Raw genomic sequence first — 13,980 nt, forward strand, 5'->3', positions numbered from 1 at the left:
CGGGTGGCGCCTACCATCAAGGCACCGGCCGCGGATCCCCGATTCGCGCGCCGGTCACCATTTCAGTCACCCAATTCACCAGCACCGAGGTATAGGCCCGCTGCGCGGATTTTTCCGTCAGCGCGTGGTCGGCGCCGTCGATGATGCGATGGGTCATCGAATGCGAGCGGCGGAACGCCGAGCGGTAGCTCATGATGGTGGAATGCGGGATGAAGGTGTCGTGCTCGGCTTCCACGATCAACACATCCCCGCTGAATTCCGCGCAGGCTTTCAGGGCGCGGTTCGTTTCCGGCGCCACGTAGGTGTTGCGATAGGCGCGCAGCGTTTCCCGGTTCAACTGGTTTTTCGGCAGCAGCCATTCTTCATCGCGGTACAAGGCGGGCACGTGCAACGCCAGCCAGCGCACGCGGCGCAGGCTGCTCAGCAGCGCGGCCAGATAGCCGCCATAGCTGCTGCCCACCACCGCGACCGACCCCGAATCTAGCGACGGATGGGTGGCAAGCAGGTCGTAGGCCGCCATCACGTCGCGCAGGTTATCTTCGCGCGTGACTTGTAATTGCTGCTCGCGCGTGGCCGCGTGGCCGCGCAGGTCGAACGTCAGGCAGACGCAGCCCAGCGCGGCAATGCCCTTGGCGCGCGACAGGTCAAACTGCTGGCTGCCACCCCAACCATGGATGAACAACACGCCGGGCACCTTGTTCTCGGGCGTCAGGAAGGTGCCGTCCAGCACCTGATCGTCAACGGACAGCGCGATGGGATTACTGTGCGCGGCCATTGCCAACCTCCTTCCAGCCATCCAAACCGTCCAACACGGCGGCCGACTTGCTGATGTGGCCCACCGCGGAATCCTTGCCGTGAAAGATCAGATGCTGCGGGATCGGCCGCGCGTGATCCTGCCCGTAGCGTTCGCGGGTGGCGGCGCGCACCGACGTCAGCGACGGCGACAGCGCAAACGCCTGCATCGCGGCCAGCTCGGCAAGACTTGCGCCGCCCGCCCTCCAGGACTGCTCCAGCACGCCGGCCCGCGCTTGGCCCGCGCGGTTGGTGCCGAACGCCACATCGTAGTTGCGGCGCGACGCGAACAACTGCGGATAGGCGGTGGACACCGCCGTGTCGTATTGGCAGGCCATGGCCACGGCCTGCCGTTCGGGGTCTGTCAGATCCAAGGCACGCAGCTTATCGAAACCGCCGCGCGCCACCCGCAGCACCGACCCGCCGTAGACGGCTATGCCCTGGTTGTCGGGCGTGAGCGATTGCGTGCCCACATATGCAATTTCCATTTTGCCCACGCGCGCCCAGCCGACGCTGTAGGTGGACACGTCTGCCAAGTCTTCTTCCAGCACCAGGCCCAGCCGGCGCATGGCGTAGGGAGATTGCTGCGCCAGCGCCGCGCGCAGTTCCTCGGCATTGCGCACCACGACCTGACCGCGCCCGGCGGTGGCGTCGGTGGGTTTGACGCGCAACGGCCCGTCTTGCAGCATCCGCATCCCGGCGGCTTCGGCATCCGCCAGGGTAAAGGCGCTATAGCCGGCCAGCACCACCTCGCGCAGCGCATCCGCCAGATCGCCCACCCAGGCCTTGGGCGCCTTCGCCTGAGGGCCGATCAGTCCATGTGTGATGGCTTTGCCGGCCACGAAGGAATAGGGGGCGACGCCGCCGTACAGGTCGGCCGCGCGGGTAATGCCCAGCCGGGCCGCGCGGATGGGGCCGATGATGGTGCGGTCGGGCACGTAGTAGGGCGGCGGTTCATCGCGGCGCCGGCTGGGGCGGTAGTCGGGTTCAAAACGGCGTCCCAACAAGGCCGCCAAGCGGACGGCCATGGCTTCTTGCGAGGCCACCTCGTGCTCGGAGGCGTTGGCGCGGCGGGGGTATGCCACCACCAGGTCGGATTCGCTATCGGAGTCGCTCGGAGATGGGGACGGTTTCATGAGGGCGGGTGGAGCAAGTTGTGTTCCTGGTCGGCTGGCGCACGGCGCTTGCGCCACGCGGCCAGGGCTTCAAACAGCGGAAAGGCGGCCAACGCCAGGCACATGGGCGCCAAGGCATAGCAGGCGCGGTAAGCCAGGGCGGCGCCCAGCGCTTCGGAATACGGCATGCGCGGCGCCAGCACGGCCACGAAGATGGCCTCGGTGGTGCCCAGCCCGCCCGGCACCCGTGTCAGCACCGCCGCAAAACTCGCGCACAGCAAAATGCCCAGCACCAGGGGGTAGGGCGCCTTGCCCTGTAGCAGCACGTAGGCCACGGCGCCCATGAACATCCAGGACAGCCCGGCAAACACGCATTGCATCACCGCCATGCGCAGGCGCGGCAAGGTCACGCGCTGGCCCATGAAGGTGGCCGAGCGACGGCTGGCGCGAGCGCACAGCCACACGTACGCGATGCCGGCCGCCAGCAAGCCGGCGCCAATCAGGCGCAGCACGCCGCTACCCACGTCCCAGCCCTTCGGCACCGTCAACGCGCCGCTGACGAACACCACGCCCGCCACCCAGGCATAGCCGATCCAGTTCGACGCGGCCGAGAAGACGGCCACGCGGGTCGCCACCGATTTGCGGCAGCCCAGCCTGGCATACATGCGCAAGCGCGCGCCCAGGCCGCCTACCAGCACGCCCAGGCTGAGGTTCAGGGCATAGCTCACCATCGCGATGCCCATCACCAAGGGCCAGGCCAGCTTGTGCCCGGTATAGCGGCGACCAAGAAGGTCCAGCGCGGCATAGCTCAGATAGCCCAGCACCACCAGGCCGCTTGCCATCAGGATGGATTCGCCAGGAATGCTGCGCATGGCCTGCCAGACCTTCGGCCAATCCACCGAGCGGCCAAAGTAGAACAGCAGCACGGCCACCACGGCCAGAACTACCCAGGGCAGCACCTTCTTGATGCGCGGCCAGCGGTGACGCAGGGAACGCATGAACGTTGTGCGATAGACCCTCATGCGGCCTCGCTTTCGCCCGGCTCGGGCGGTTTGATGGTTTGCAGGCGCGGCTTGTGGGCGGGCAGGGCGCCCGCCCAGGTCGGAAAGCGCCGCAGGAAGTGAAACACCACCACGCCCACCCAGAAGCGCCGCAGCGCGCGCGTGGACTTGGAACTGAAGGGCACGGGCTTGCAGTCCTGCGCGATCAGGTGGTCCAGGCTATCCCGCAGGGCTTTGTTCAACGAACTGTCGCGCACGACCACGTTGGCTTCCAGGTTCAGGGCCAGGCTCAAGGGGTCCAGATTGCTGGAGCCCACCGTGCACCAGTCATCGTCCACGCAAGCCACCTTGCCGTGCAGCGGCCGCTTGCAGTATTCGTAGATCTCCACGCCGGCGTTCTTCAGGTAGTCATACAGCATGGTGGCGGCCAGGCGCGCCACCAGCATGTCGGGCTCGCCTTGCAGCAGCAGGCGCACGCGCACGCCCCGGCGCGCCGCCTTGGTCAGGTCGCGCAGCAGGTGGTAGCCGGGAAAGAAATAGGCATTGGCGATCAGCACGTCCTGCTTGGCGGCGCGCAGGCCGGCGCGGTAGTAGCGTTCGATGTCGGTGGTGTGGCCGTTGTTGTCGCGCACCACCAGGCGCCCGCCGCCGTCGCCTTCGGGCACCGAAGCGGCGGCGGGGCGCCGCCAGCGGCGGGGGGGCTTGCGGCCGCCCCCAAGGGCGGAACGGGCGTAGTCGGCCAGGTCGGCCGCCAGGGGGCCGTCCACCCGCACCGCATAGTCCTGCTTGGCTTCGGGGCCGAAGTCCGCCAGGTGGTCCGCCGAAAAGTTGATGCCGCCGATCAGCGCGCACACGCCGTCCACCGCGACGATCTTGCGGTGCATGCGGCGAAACAGATTGGTGCGCACCCCCAGCAGGCGGGGGCGGGGGTCGAAGATATGAAAGCGCACGCCGCTTTCAGTCATGGCGCCAATGAACTCCTGGCTGAGCTGGTCCGAGCCGTAGCCGTCAACCAGCACGTCCACGCTGACGCCGCGCCGGGCCGCGTCAATCAAGGTCTTCTGCAAAGCCTGCCCGACTTTGTCGTCGAACAGGATGAAGGTTTCCACCAGCACTTCGTGCTTGGCGGAGGCGATGGCTTCGTTCACGGCGGGGAAATAGCCCTCGCCGTTTTCCAGCAGCGTGTAGCGGTTGCCTTCCCGCCATCCCAAGTTAGCGGCGGTCATAGTGCGATCTCCGCCGACAGGGGCACGTGGTCCGACAGGCGCGACCACACGCGCGAGGCCTGCGGCACGGGCCGCCAGTCACGCACGTTGCGCACGTAAATGCGGTCCAGCCGCAGCAGCGGCCAGCGCGCGGGAAAGGTGCGGGCGGGGCGGCCCAGGCGGGTGGTGAACACCTCTTGCGCGCCGCAGGTGGCCATGAAGCGGTCGGCGTTCAGACGCCAATCGTTGAAATCGCCCGCAATCAACAGGGGTTCGCCGTCGGGCACCTCGCGGGCGACCAGTTCGCACAGGCGGCCAAGCTGTTCGCCGCGATGGCGTTCCAGCAGGCCCAGGTGAACGCAGATGGCATGCACCGGGGCATCGCCCGGCACGCGCAGCACGCAGTGCAGCAGGCCACGGCCTTCATGGCCGTTCACGCTGATATCGTGGTTTTCGTAGCGCTCGATCGGGTAGCGCGACAGGATCGCGTTGCCATGATGGCCCGCCGGGTACACCGCGTTGCGTCCATAGGCGTAGTCCGACCACAGCGTGTCGGCCAAAAATTCATACTGCGACAGCGCCGGCCAGGCCTCGTGCCGTTCGGCATGATCCTGATGCTCGCCCAGGACTTCTTGCAGGAACACCACATCCGGCGCCGCCTTGCGCAACGCCTCGCGCAGGTCGTGCAGCATGAATCGCCGATTGAAGCTGGTGAATCCCTTGTGGGTATTGACGGTCAATACCGTCAAGCGCCGGTGGGATTCGTCGGTCGGGACGGGCATGGACTCTCCGGGGGAAATGGGTCCACAACCCTGCGCAAGTTTCGTGCCTGAGCTGAAAGCCGAGGGCGAATTTCATTGGGGGAAGGGGTGCCGGACTACATAGGAAGGGCCATGCTGGACGGGTGGCCGGAACTGCCCGCACTGGTCAAATTTGCCTGGGCCGGTATCGAATCGCCGCGTCATACCCGCATAAAAAACGGATTCTGAATCTGCAAAATCAAGGTTGTGCCCGCTTTTGCGTAGGGCCACAATCGGAATCCCCGCTATGCGGCAACCCGCCCGCAAGGAGAATTTGCATCATGACGATTGCCCCTCAGCCTTTGGACGCCAGCGTGGTCCAGGCCCTGTCCCGCATCACCACGGCCACGCTCACGACCGTGCTGTTGAAGAAAGGCTTGCGCAACGTGTGGGTACGCGGCGCGCGGCCACTGGCGCCGGGCGCCAAGCGGATTGTCGGGCGCGCGTTCACGCTGCGCTTCGTGCCCGCCCGCGAAGACCTGGCCACGCCCGCGTCTTGGGCGTCGCCCATATCCACGCGCGCCGCCATTGAAGACATGCCCGAAGGCTGCATCGCCGTGGTGGATGCGATGGGCGTTACCGATGCCGGCATCTTCGGCGACATCCTTTGCGCCCGCATGCAAAAGCGCGGCGTGGTCGCGCTGGTGACTGATGGCGTGGTGCGCGACCTGGAAGGCGTCGAAGGCACGGGCCTGCCCGTATGGTGCGCCGGCGCGGCGGCCCCGCCGTCGGTGGCCGGGCTGACCTTCGTCGGCTGGCAAGAACCCGTGGGCTGCGGCGGCGTGGCCGTCTTTCCCAACGACGTCATCGTGCTGGACCGTGACGGCGCCGTCCTCATCCCCGCCGCGCTACTGGACGAGGTGGTCGACATCGCCATCGAACAGGAACGCCTGGAAGGCTGGATCATGCAGCAAGTAGAAGCCGGCGAAAAACTCCCCGGCCTCTATCCTCCCAACGAACAAACTCGGGCCAAATACGAAGCCTGGCGAAACACCCAGTCGTAGGATGGGTGAAGCGCGGCAAACTCACCCAAAGAATCCCGCCCAATGCCGCGCGCAACCCATCACCCGATCAAGCAACCCTCAATTCCCCCCCCGTATATTCCCCGCAACCCCGCCCGCCACGGCGCCGATCGCGGCGCCCGTCCAGGCGCTGCCGCCCGCAATGGCGGCAATCCCCGCGCCCGCGGCACCCCCAATGGCCGCCCCGGACATGGTCCCTTGCTGTTTCGGCGTCATGTTCGTGCACGCCGCAAGCGTCCCTATCGCGACGCCGATGACTAACGTTCGAATAGCTTTCATGACGGCTCCTTCAAGGCTTGCGCTTCATGCCAGGAACGACGACCTCGAACCACAAGGTCTCGATCACCGGACGGTCCAGCCGCGAGGGGTTCGCGGCATACCAACCGTCCAGGCTCTGGGCCACCGTATCCAGGGTTTGCGTTTGCAGGCCCCTGGAAAACCTGGGCACCAGGCTCTGAGTATCGGGCGGCGCGCGGCGTGCCTGGTACGCGCGTTCGACTTCAAGCAGGTTGGAAATCCCCAATAGATAGGCTTTCTTGAGATTGGCGTCGGACTCCGTCCATTGCTTGCCGGTAATGATGGGGGCGGGGTCTGACATTTGCGCCACGCTGGGCGCGGTGGTCAGCAGAGACAGCGCCAGGGCTGCCGGACCTAACAGGTGTTTCACTTTCATCGCATCGCTCCTCGCGGGCTTAAAAGATCAAAAACAACCTTTGGATACCGTCCGCGAAAACCGGGCCAAGCAGGCCCGAAGCGGAAATCGGTAACAGTGAATTTATGCCTGAACGCAGGCGGCGGCAAGCAAGGTTTTGGGGGAGGGCGCGCGGCACCGGAGTCGCGGGCCGGCGCCATGGCGCGTAAAATGCGCGGCTTGACGCCGGCATTCGCCGGCGTCGTGGATTGGACGCATGCGTACCGGATTGTCCCGTCGCCTTCCTCGCTTTGCCTCGGCCGCCGATTTCGGGCGGCTGTTGCTGCTGCTGTTGCTGGTGGCACGGGCCTGGGTGCCGACCGGATACATGCCCGATGCCGACGCGCTGCGGCAAGGCCGGCTGGCGCTGGGCTTCTGTACGGCGGGCGGCAACGTCATGGCAGCCTTGCAATCGCTGGGTGAACGGCAGGCGCCTGGCGATGGCCATCAGACGATGCACGGCGAGCCCATGCTGCACGCCGATGATGGCCACCCCGGCCACCCCGGCCACCACGGCCACCATGGCGCCGGCCATGACGACGAACGCGGCGCCGGGCAGGAATGTCCCTTTGGCCTGAGCGCGCATCAAATCCTGAACCTGCCGCCCTTGGCGGCCGTGGCGCCCGTGCTGTTGCGCTGGCTGGCGCAGCGCCCGCCAAAGGTGGACGGCGCGCGCCCGCCCATGCCGGCCGCCGGCCCGCCCTTGGGCCAACGTGCGCCACCCTCGATACGCGGATAACTGTTTCCGCCATGCGCCCCGCGCGCATGCTTGCCGCCCGACCGGGGCGGCGTTGTTCGTATTCGAGAATCCCATGTCCACCCACACCCTGGATACCGCCTCCGCGCCTGCTCGCGCGCGGGTTGCGGGCAACAGCGCCTTACTGGCGTTGATCACGCGCCTGCACTTTTACATCGGGCTGTTTGTCGGCCCCTTCATTTTGGTGGCCGCCGTCACCGGCACGCTGTTCGTGCTGACTCCGCAGATTGAAAGCCTGCTGTATGCGGACCAACTGCACACCGCGTCCACCGGCCCGGCACAACCCCTGGCCAGCCAGGTCCGGGCAGCGCAAGACCGCATCGGCCCCGGGCCGCGCCTGTTTGCCGTGCGGCCCGCGCCGGCTCCGGGCGACACCACGCGCGTGATGTTCACGCAGCCCGGCATGGGCGATTCGGAAAGCCGCGCGCTGTTCGTCGACCCCGTCACGCTGGACATCAAGGGCGACATGACGGTCTACGGCACCAGTGGCACACTGCCGTTTCGCACCACTCTGGACTACCTGCACCGCAACCTGATGCTGGGGGCGCTGGGCCGCAACTACAGCGAACTGGCCGCGTCCTGGATGTGGCTGGCCACGCTGGGCGGGCTGGTGCTGTGGTGGGCCGGACGCCGCCGCAAGGCAAACGCAAATCAGGCGTTGGCCCAAGCCGCAGCCCAAGCCCGCAGCCCCAGGTTGCGCGCGCGCCGCTGGCACAGCTTGCTTGGCTTGTGGTTGGCGCTGGGGCTGTTGTTCCTGTCCGCCACCGGCCTGACCTGGTCGAACTGGGCGGGCGGCCGCGTGGACCAACTGCGCGCGCAACTGGGCTGGATCACGCCGGCGATTACGCTGAAGCTGCCGGGCGCGGCGGCCGGTGCGGCGGCCGGTGCCGCGGCGGCCGGTGCCGCGACCGGCCCGGCGATGGGCGGTGGTGAACACGCGCATCATCACGGCGGCATGCAGATGGAGGGCGGCGCTATGGCAGCCCCCATGGCTGCCCCCCAAGACCCCGCCCGCGATTTCGACCGCATCCTGCAAACCGCGCGCCAGGGCGGCATCGACAGCACGCAGCTGGAAATCCGGCCGCCGCGTAGCGCCGACCAAGCCTGGATGGTGCGCGAGGTAGACCGTTCCTGGCCCACCCAGGTCGACACCATCGCCATCGACCCCGCCGCCTACACGATCACCAGCCGCGCCGATTTCGACACCTTTCCGCTGATCGCCAAGCTGATCCGCTGGGGCGTCGACATGCACATGGGCATTCTGTTCGGCTGGCCCAATCAGTTGCTGATGGGCGCGATCGGGTTGGCGCTATCGGCCATGATCGTGCTGGGTTATCGCATGTGGTGGTTGCGGCGTCCGGCAGCGGGTGCCGGTGCTCAGACCCTGACCCAAGCCTGGGCCGCCCTGGGCTGGCCCGCGCGCATTGCCGTATTGGCGGTGGCGGCGGCGCTGGGCTGGTGCCTGCCCGTCATGGGGGTAAGCCTGCTGGCGTTCCTGGTGGTGGACGTGCTGCGCTCGTGGCGCCTTCAGTTGCCCACGCGCCGCGCGTAGCTGGCCAGCACGATGCGCTCGGACTGCGCCAGGTAGTCCTTCAGCGCATCGGCCGCCTTGCCGAATTCGCCGGCTTCCACGCTTTGCAGAATCTGCTGGTTCATGTCGGCATAGGGCGCGTGCAGGAATTCCGGGTCTTGCAACAGCCCGAAGACCAGCCGCAGTTCGGCCAGCAATAAGGAAAACATGGCGTTCAGCCGGTCACTGTCGGCCAATTCCACAATGGCCATGTGAAACGCCATGTTGGCGGTTCCCACGCCGGGCCAGTCCTGGCGTTCGCGGCAAGCCAAAGCGTCTTCCACGGACTGGCGCATGCGCTGGCGCGCCGGATGGTGCGGGTACGCCTGCGCCAGCGCCTGGCATTCGATCATGCGCCGCACCCGATAAATATCAATAATGGAAGCCATGCTGGGCACGGCCACCGCCACCCCTCGGTTGGGCGAGTGCGTCAGCAGGCCTTCCTTGGTCAGGTTGCGAAACGCCTCGCGCAGCGTGTTGCGCGAGACGTCCAGCGATTGCGTCAGCGCGGCTTCCGACAGCCGCTGACCGGGCATGAATTCCCCGTTGATCAGGCGGCGGCGGATCTGCTCGGTGACCTTGTCGGTCAGGGTCTGGTGCGCGGCGGGCAGCGTCATAGGCGAGGGGGGTCTAAATACCCGGTGGTGAAACCCGGTAGTGAAATTACCGATAGGCGAAAGCCTGGCTTTGATCTACCATACTAACCAATTTGTAGAACAATTGTGTAACTATCGTTCCACGATCAGCGGCAAAAAGAAGGCGTGCCGCCATCGGACTAAGGATCAAACATGGCTGAGATCGATTTAAACAGTGACTTGGGCGAAAGCCTTGGCGCCTGGCGCATGGGCGATGACGAGGCCATGCTGGCGGTGGTGTCCAGCGCCAACGTCGCCTGCGGTTTCCATGCGGGCGATCCGGCCGGCATCCTGAGCACCTTGAAGGCCGCGCGCGCCAATGGCGTGACGGTGGGGGCGCATGTGTCCTACCCAGACCTGACGGGTTTCGGCCGACGCAACATGGACGTGGCCAGCGCCGACTTGGTGGCCGACGTCATCTACCAGATTGGCGCGCTGAAAGGCCTGGCCGCCGCCGCCGGCACCGAGGTGCGCTACGTCAAGCCGCACGGCGCGCTGTACAACACCATCGCCCACGACGCCCGCCAGGGTAATGACGTGATCACGGCCATTCTGGAAATCGACCCCAGCCTGGTGCTGGTGGGCCTGGCCGGCGCGCCGCTGTTGACGCTGGCGCAAGAGCGCGGCCTGCGCGTGGTAGCCGAAGCCTTTGCCGACCGCGCCTACACCCCGCAAGGCGCGCTGGTGTCGCGCCGTGAAAAAGGCGCCGTGCTGCATGACCCGAAAGCGGTGGCGCAACGCATGCTGCGCCTGGTGCAAGAGGGAGTGGTGGAAGCCATTGATGGCAGCCTCACCCGCGTGCAGGCCGATTCCATTTGCGTGCACGGCGATAGCCCTGGCGCAGTAGACATGGCGCGCGCGCTGCGCACGCAGCTTGAGCAGGCCGGCGTCAGCATCCGCGCTTTCGCGGCCGCTGCCCCCCGGCAATCCGCCTAGGGAGCCAGCGTGCGTTTTCTGCCTGTAAACACCGACGCGCTGCTGGTTGAGCTTGATGACCTGGAACAGACCCTGGCGCTGTTCGCCGCGCTACAGGGCCGCCCGATTGAAGGGGTGACTGAACTGGTGCCCGCCGCCCGCACCGTGCTGGTGTTGTTCCAGCCCGGCGTGGTCTCGCGTGAGGCGCTGATTGCCGACATCGGCGCGCGCGACACCTCAAGCCGCGTGGCGCGCGACGGCAAGCTGATCGAGATTCCCGTCCATTACAACGGCGAAGACCTGGACGACGTGGCGCAGCACCTGGGCATCACGCGCGAAGAAGTCGTGCGCCGCCACACGGGCGGCACCTACAGCGTGGCCTTCACCGGCTTTGCACCGGGCTTTGCCTACCTGAGCGGCGGCGATCCCACGCTGGACGTTCCGCGCCGCAAGACCCCGCGCACCCGCATCCCGGCAGGCGCCGTGGCGCTGGCGGGTACGTTCAGCGGCGTGTATCCGCAAGCCAGCCCGGGCGGCTGGCAGATCCTGGGCGTGACGCCGGTCGCCATGTGGGATTTGAACCGTGACACGCCCGCGCTGCTGCAACCGGGCTATCGCGTGCGATTCATTGACGCGGGCGCGGCATCAGTAGCGGACACGTCCGCTGCATCGTCGGCATCGACCGCATCGACGGCATCCGCCGCCTCGACCACTCCGAACGCATCAACCTCGACCGCTTCAACATCACCCGCCACGCCGCCCGGCACCTCCCGCGCTGCATCCGCCACCCCCGCGCTGGAAGTCGTATCGCCCGGCTTGCAAGCCGTGTTCGAAGACCTGGGACGCCCCGGCCAGGCCCGCCAGGGCGTGGCCGCCTCCGGCGCCATGGACCGGGGCGCGTTGCGCGCCGCGAACCGGCTGGTGGGCAATGCAGCCGGTGAGGCCGCCATTGAAATCGTCTACGGCGGTTTCCAGGTGCGCGCCCACGGCCCGTGCGTGCTGGCCGTAACCGGCGCGCAGGGCAGCATCACTTTGCGCAACGCCGCCGGCGCAAGCTGGACGGTCCCCGGCTACCAAGCCTTTGCCATGGACGACGGCGACACGCTGACCCTGGGCCAACCGGACGCCGGCATCCGCTACTACGTGGCGGCGCGCGGCGGCTTTGCCGTGGAACCCGTGTTGGGCAGTTGCTCTACCGACACCCTGGCCCGCGTCGGCCCCGAACCGCTTGCGGCCGGTGACCGCATCGGCATCCGGCCAGCCGGGCAGGGCGCCATCGTGGGCGCACCCGAAACCGCGCCCGCCAACCTGCCGCGTACCGACGCCGAAGTGGTGCTGGACGTGGTGCTGGGGCCGCGCACCGACTGGTGCGACGCCGACGCCGTGGCGCTGCTGTCGCGCCAGGCCTGGACCGTAACGCCGCAATCCAACCGCGTCGGCATCCGCTTGCAGGGCGACGCGCCGCTGCAACGCGCCAACCATGCCGAACTGCCCAGCGAGGGCACCCGCAAAGGCTCGATCCAGGTTCCCGCCAGCGGCCAGCCCGTGCTGTTCCTGGCCGACCATCCGCTTACCGGCGGCTACCCCGTCATTGGCTCGGTCGCGCCCTGGCACCTGGACCGCGCCGCGCAAATTCCCATCGGCGCGCGCGTGCGCCTGAACCCCATTTCCGACTTCGTTCCGGTTGACGTGCCCGCCGTACAAGTCACCCCGACATAACGTGAACCCGCCTGCCATGAAGAAAGTCCTGATTGCCAACCGTGGCGAAATCGCCGTCCGCATCATCCGAGCCTGCGCCGACTACGGCGTGAAATCCGTAGCCGTCTATGCCGATGCGGATTTCGATGCGCTGCACGCGCGCATGGCCGACGAGGCCTATGGCCTGGACGGCGACCGTCCGGCGGATACCTATCTGAATATCGACAAGCTGCTGGACGTGGCGCGCCGCAGTGGCGCGGACGCGGTGCATCCGGGCTACGGCTTTCTGTCGGAAAGCCCCACGTTCGCCCGTGCGGTGATCGACGCCGGCCTGACCTGGATCGGCCCGTCGCCTGAAACCATCGAGCGGCTGGGCGACAAGGTCCAGGCGCGCAAGATTGCACTGGCGGTGGGCGCGCCCCTGGTGGCCGGCACGGCCGACCCCGTCAATGGCGCCGAAGACGTGCTGGAATTTGCACGCGAACACGGCTTGCCCATCGCCATCAAGGCGGCGTTTGGTGGCGGCGGCCGGGGCCTGAAGGTGGTATGGCGCATGGAAGACGTGGCCGAACTCTATGAGTCGGCCGTGCGCGAAGCCGTCACCGCCTTCGGCCGTGGCGAATGCTATGTCGAACAGTTTTTGGACCGCCCGCGCCACGTCGAAGCGCAGGTGCTGGCGGACCAGCACGGCAACGTGGTGGTGCTGGGCACGCGCGATTGCTCGTTGCAACGCCGCAACCAGAAACTGGTGGAAGAAGCGCCCGCGCCGTTCCTTAGCGACGACCAGCGTCAGCGCATCCATGCGTCCGCGCGCGACATCTGCGCGCACGCCGGTTATGTCGGCGCCGGCACCGTGGAATTCCTGCTTAGCGCGTCGGGCGCCATCTCGTTCCTGGAGGTCAACACGCGACTGCAAGTCGAGCACCCCGTCACCGAGGAAACCTGCGGGCTGGACCTGGTAGTGCAGCAACTGCGCATCGCTGACGGCCTGCCGCTGGGCTTCAGCGAGGCGCCCGCGCCGCGTTGCCATGCCATTGAATTCCGCATCAACGCCGAAGACGTGGGCCGTGGTTTCCTGCCGTCACCGGGCCGCATCGCCAGCTTTGCCCCGCCGTCCGGGCCTGGGGTGCGGGTGGACAGCGGCGTGGAATCGGGCTCGACCATTCCGGGCACCTTCGATTCCCTGATGGCCAAGCTGATCGTCACCGGCGCCACGCGCGAGCAAGCCATTGCCCGCGCCCGCCGCGCGCTGGCCGAGTTCCGCATCGAAGGCGTGGCGTCCGTGCTGCCGTTTCACCGTGCGGTGTTGGCGCATGACGACTTCCTGGGCGACGCATCGGGCTTCAAGGTGCACACGCGCTGGATCGAAACCGACTTCGCCAACGACCTGGAAGCCGCCGTGCGCCCGGAACCGCTGGGCGCCGTGACTCTGCATCGCACGGCCGTTGAAATCGACGGCCGCCGCGTGTCGCTGGGCCTGCCCGCCGAACTGCTGCGCGGCCTGCATGCCGCCGGGGCAGCCTCGGAGGACGCTGGCCAAGCCAACACGGCCAACGCCAACGCCCAAAGCGTAGCCGCGCCCATCGCCGGCACCATCCAGGCGTGGAAGGCCGAGGATGGCGCCACGGTGAAAGAGGGCGATCTGATCGCCACGATGGAAGCGATGAAAATGGAAATGCAGGTGCTGGCGCATCGCAGCGGCGTGCTCAAGCACGAAGCGCAACCGGGCCAGGCCGTGGCGGCAGGCGCGGCGATCGGGCGGATTGACTGATTGACTAA

Annotated in this window: 14 protein-coding genes; 6 read left to right on the forward strand and 8 right to left on the reverse strand. The window is 67.2% G+C overall.

Features of this window, described 5'->3' with window-relative positions; translation table 11 throughout:
• Window positions 1-16: 16 nt before the first annotated feature.
• The 5 genes from M2361_RS07155 to M2361_RS07175 are packed head-to-tail and all read right to left on the reverse strand — an operon-like array spanning window position 17 to window position 4,895.
• Window positions 17-775 (reverse strand): S9 family peptidase, encoded by a 759-nt coding sequence (locus M2361_RS07155; protein ID WP_259247407.1) that lies wholly within the window; start codon window positions 773-775, stop codon window positions 17-19.
• Window positions 759-1,928: a DUF3182 family protein gene (locus M2361_RS07160; RefSeq protein ID WP_259247408.1), complete on the reverse strand. Its 1,170-nt coding sequence runs from the start codon at window positions 1,926-1,928 to the stop codon at window positions 759-761. Before M2361_RS07160 ends, M2361_RS07155 begins: the two co-directional genes overlap by 17 nt.
• Entirely contained in the window at window positions 1,925-2,929 is a 1,005-nt protein-coding gene (locus tag M2361_RS07165; protein ID WP_259247409.1) for a lysylphosphatidylglycerol synthase domain-containing protein, read from the reverse strand. The genes M2361_RS07160 and M2361_RS07165 overlap by 4 nt, the downstream gene beginning before the upstream one ends.
• The gene (gene clsB, locus M2361_RS07170) at window positions 2,926-4,134 is read right to left on the reverse strand and encodes a cardiolipin synthase ClsB (protein WP_259247410.1); all 1,209 of its coding nucleotides are present in this window, start codon (window positions 4,132-4,134) and stop codon (window positions 2,926-2,928) included. Before clsB ends, M2361_RS07165 begins: the two co-directional genes overlap by 4 nt.
• On the reverse strand, window positions 4,131-4,895 hold the full coding sequence (locus M2361_RS07175) for an endonuclease/exonuclease/phosphatase family protein (RefSeq protein WP_259247411.1): 765 nt from the start codon (window positions 4,893-4,895) through the stop codon (window positions 4,131-4,133). Before M2361_RS07175 ends, clsB begins: the two co-directional genes overlap by 4 nt.
• A 299-nt stretch (window positions 4,896-5,194) precedes the next feature.
• Between M2361_RS07175 and M2361_RS07180 the strand changes: the two genes are divergently transcribed.
• Window positions 5,195-5,917: a ribonuclease activity regulator RraA gene (locus M2361_RS07180; RefSeq protein ID WP_259247412.1), complete on the forward strand. Its 723-nt coding sequence runs from the start codon at window positions 5,195-5,197 to the stop codon at window positions 5,915-5,917.
• A 78-nt stretch (window positions 5,918-5,995) separates the two neighbouring features.
• Here the strand turns inward: M2361_RS07180 and M2361_RS07185 are convergent, their stop codons facing one another.
• Window positions 5,996-6,214 (reverse strand): hypothetical protein, encoded by a 219-nt coding sequence (locus M2361_RS07185; RefSeq protein ID WP_100855696.1) that lies wholly within the window; start codon window positions 6,212-6,214, stop codon window positions 5,996-5,998.
• A 10-nt stretch (window positions 6,215-6,224) separates the two neighbouring features.
• Complete coding sequence (locus M2361_RS07190) at window positions 6,225-6,608, reverse strand: hypothetical protein (RefSeq protein ID WP_259247413.1); 384 nt, start codon at window positions 6,606-6,608, stop codon at window positions 6,225-6,227.
• Window positions 6,609-6,843: 235 nt separating this feature from the next.
• Between M2361_RS07190 and M2361_RS07195 the strand changes: the two genes are divergently transcribed.
• Both M2361_RS07195 and M2361_RS07200 read left to right on the forward strand, forming a co-directional pair.
• Window positions 6,844-7,365, forward strand: a complete 522-nt coding sequence (locus tag M2361_RS07195; RefSeq protein ID WP_259247414.1) for a DUF2946 family protein — start codon at window positions 6,844-6,846, stop codon at window positions 7,363-7,365.
• 73 nt (window positions 7,366-7,438) lie between these two features.
• The gene (locus M2361_RS07200; RefSeq protein WP_259247415.1) at window positions 7,439-8,935 is read left to right on the forward strand and encodes a PepSY domain-containing protein; all 1,497 of its coding nucleotides are present in this window, start codon (window positions 7,439-7,441) and stop codon (window positions 8,933-8,935) included.
• On the opposite strand, the gene M2361_RS07205 is transcribed toward M2361_RS07200, so the two are convergent.
• On the reverse strand, window positions 8,911-9,570 hold the full coding sequence (locus M2361_RS07205) for a GntR family transcriptional regulator (RefSeq protein WP_259247416.1): 660 nt from the start codon (window positions 9,568-9,570) through the stop codon (window positions 8,911-8,913). The genes M2361_RS07200 and M2361_RS07205 overlap by 25 nt on opposite strands.
• Window positions 9,571-9,741: 171 nt before the next feature.
• On the opposite strand from M2361_RS07205, the gene M2361_RS07210 reads away from it, so the two are divergent.
• From M2361_RS07210 to M2361_RS07220, 3 genes are read left to right on the forward strand one after another with little or no spacing between them, the layout of a single operon-like run.
• Complete coding sequence (locus tag M2361_RS07210; RefSeq protein WP_100855701.1) at window positions 9,742-10,524, forward strand: LamB/YcsF family protein; 783 nt, start codon at window positions 9,742-9,744, stop codon at window positions 10,522-10,524.
• 9 nt (window positions 10,525-10,533) lie between these two features.
• Window positions 10,534-12,222 carry a 5-oxoprolinase/urea amidolyase family protein gene (locus tag M2361_RS07215; protein ID WP_259247417.1) on the forward strand — a complete coding sequence of 563 codons (1,689 nt, stop codon included), beginning with the start codon at window positions 10,534-10,536 and terminating at the stop codon, window positions 12,220-12,222.
• Between the two features lie 16 nt (window positions 12,223-12,238).
• Window positions 12,239-13,972 (forward strand): biotin carboxylase N-terminal domain-containing protein, encoded by a 1,734-nt coding sequence (locus M2361_RS07220; protein WP_259247418.1) that lies wholly within the window; start codon window positions 12,239-12,241, stop codon window positions 13,970-13,972.
• The last annotated feature ends 8 nt before the right edge of the window (window positions 13,973-13,980 follow it).

It is taken from the genome of Achromobacter sp. JUb104 (genome assembly GCF_024806975.1).
Classification (GTDB): Bacteria; Pseudomonadota; Gammaproteobacteria; order Burkholderiales; family Burkholderiaceae_B; genus Achromobacter; species Achromobacter spanius.

Bases quoted from the DNA above. Each gene is read 5' to 3' on its own strand.
- M2361_RS07155 (WP_259247407.1), bottom strand. From the start codon at position 775: ATGGCCGCGCACAGTAATCCCATCGCGCTGTCCGTTGACGATCAGGTG.
- M2361_RS07160 (WP_259247408.1), bottom strand. From the start codon at position 1,928: ATGAAACCGTCCCCATCTCCGAGCGACTCCGATAGCGAATCCGACCTG.
- M2361_RS07165 (WP_259247409.1), bottom strand. From the start codon at position 2,929: ATGAGGGTCTATCGCACAACGTTCATGCGTTCCCTGCGTCACCGCTGG.
- clsB (WP_259247410.1), bottom strand. From the start codon at position 4,134: ATGACCGCCGCTAACTTGGGATGGCGGGAAGGCAACCGCTACACGCTG.
- M2361_RS07175 (WP_259247411.1), bottom strand. From the start codon at position 4,895: ATGCCCGTCCCGACCGACGAATCCCACCGGCGCTTGACGGTATTGACC.
- M2361_RS07180 (WP_259247412.1), top strand. From the start codon at position 5,195: ATGACGATTGCCCCTCAGCCTTTGGACGCCAGCGTGGTCCAGGCCCTG.
- M2361_RS07185 (WP_100855696.1), bottom strand. From the start codon at position 6,214: ATGAAAGCTATTCGAACGTTAGTCATCGGCGTCGCGATAGGGACGCTT.
- M2361_RS07190 (WP_259247413.1), bottom strand. From the start codon at position 6,608: ATGAAAGTGAAACACCTGTTAGGTCCGGCAGCCCTGGCGCTGTCTCTG.
- M2361_RS07195 (WP_259247414.1), top strand. From the start codon at position 6,844: ATGCGTACCGGATTGTCCCGTCGCCTTCCTCGCTTTGCCTCGGCCGCC.
- M2361_RS07200 (WP_259247415.1), top strand. From the start codon at position 7,439: ATGTCCACCCACACCCTGGATACCGCCTCCGCGCCTGCTCGCGCGCGG.
- M2361_RS07205 (WP_259247416.1), bottom strand. From the start codon at position 9,570: ATGACGCTGCCCGCCGCGCACCAGACCCTGACCGACAAGGTCACCGAG.
- M2361_RS07210 (WP_100855701.1), top strand. From the start codon at position 9,742: ATGGCTGAGATCGATTTAAACAGTGACTTGGGCGAAAGCCTTGGCGCC.
- M2361_RS07220 (WP_259247418.1), top strand. From the start codon at position 12,239: ATGAAGAAAGTCCTGATTGCCAACCGTGGCGAAATCGCCGTCCGCATC.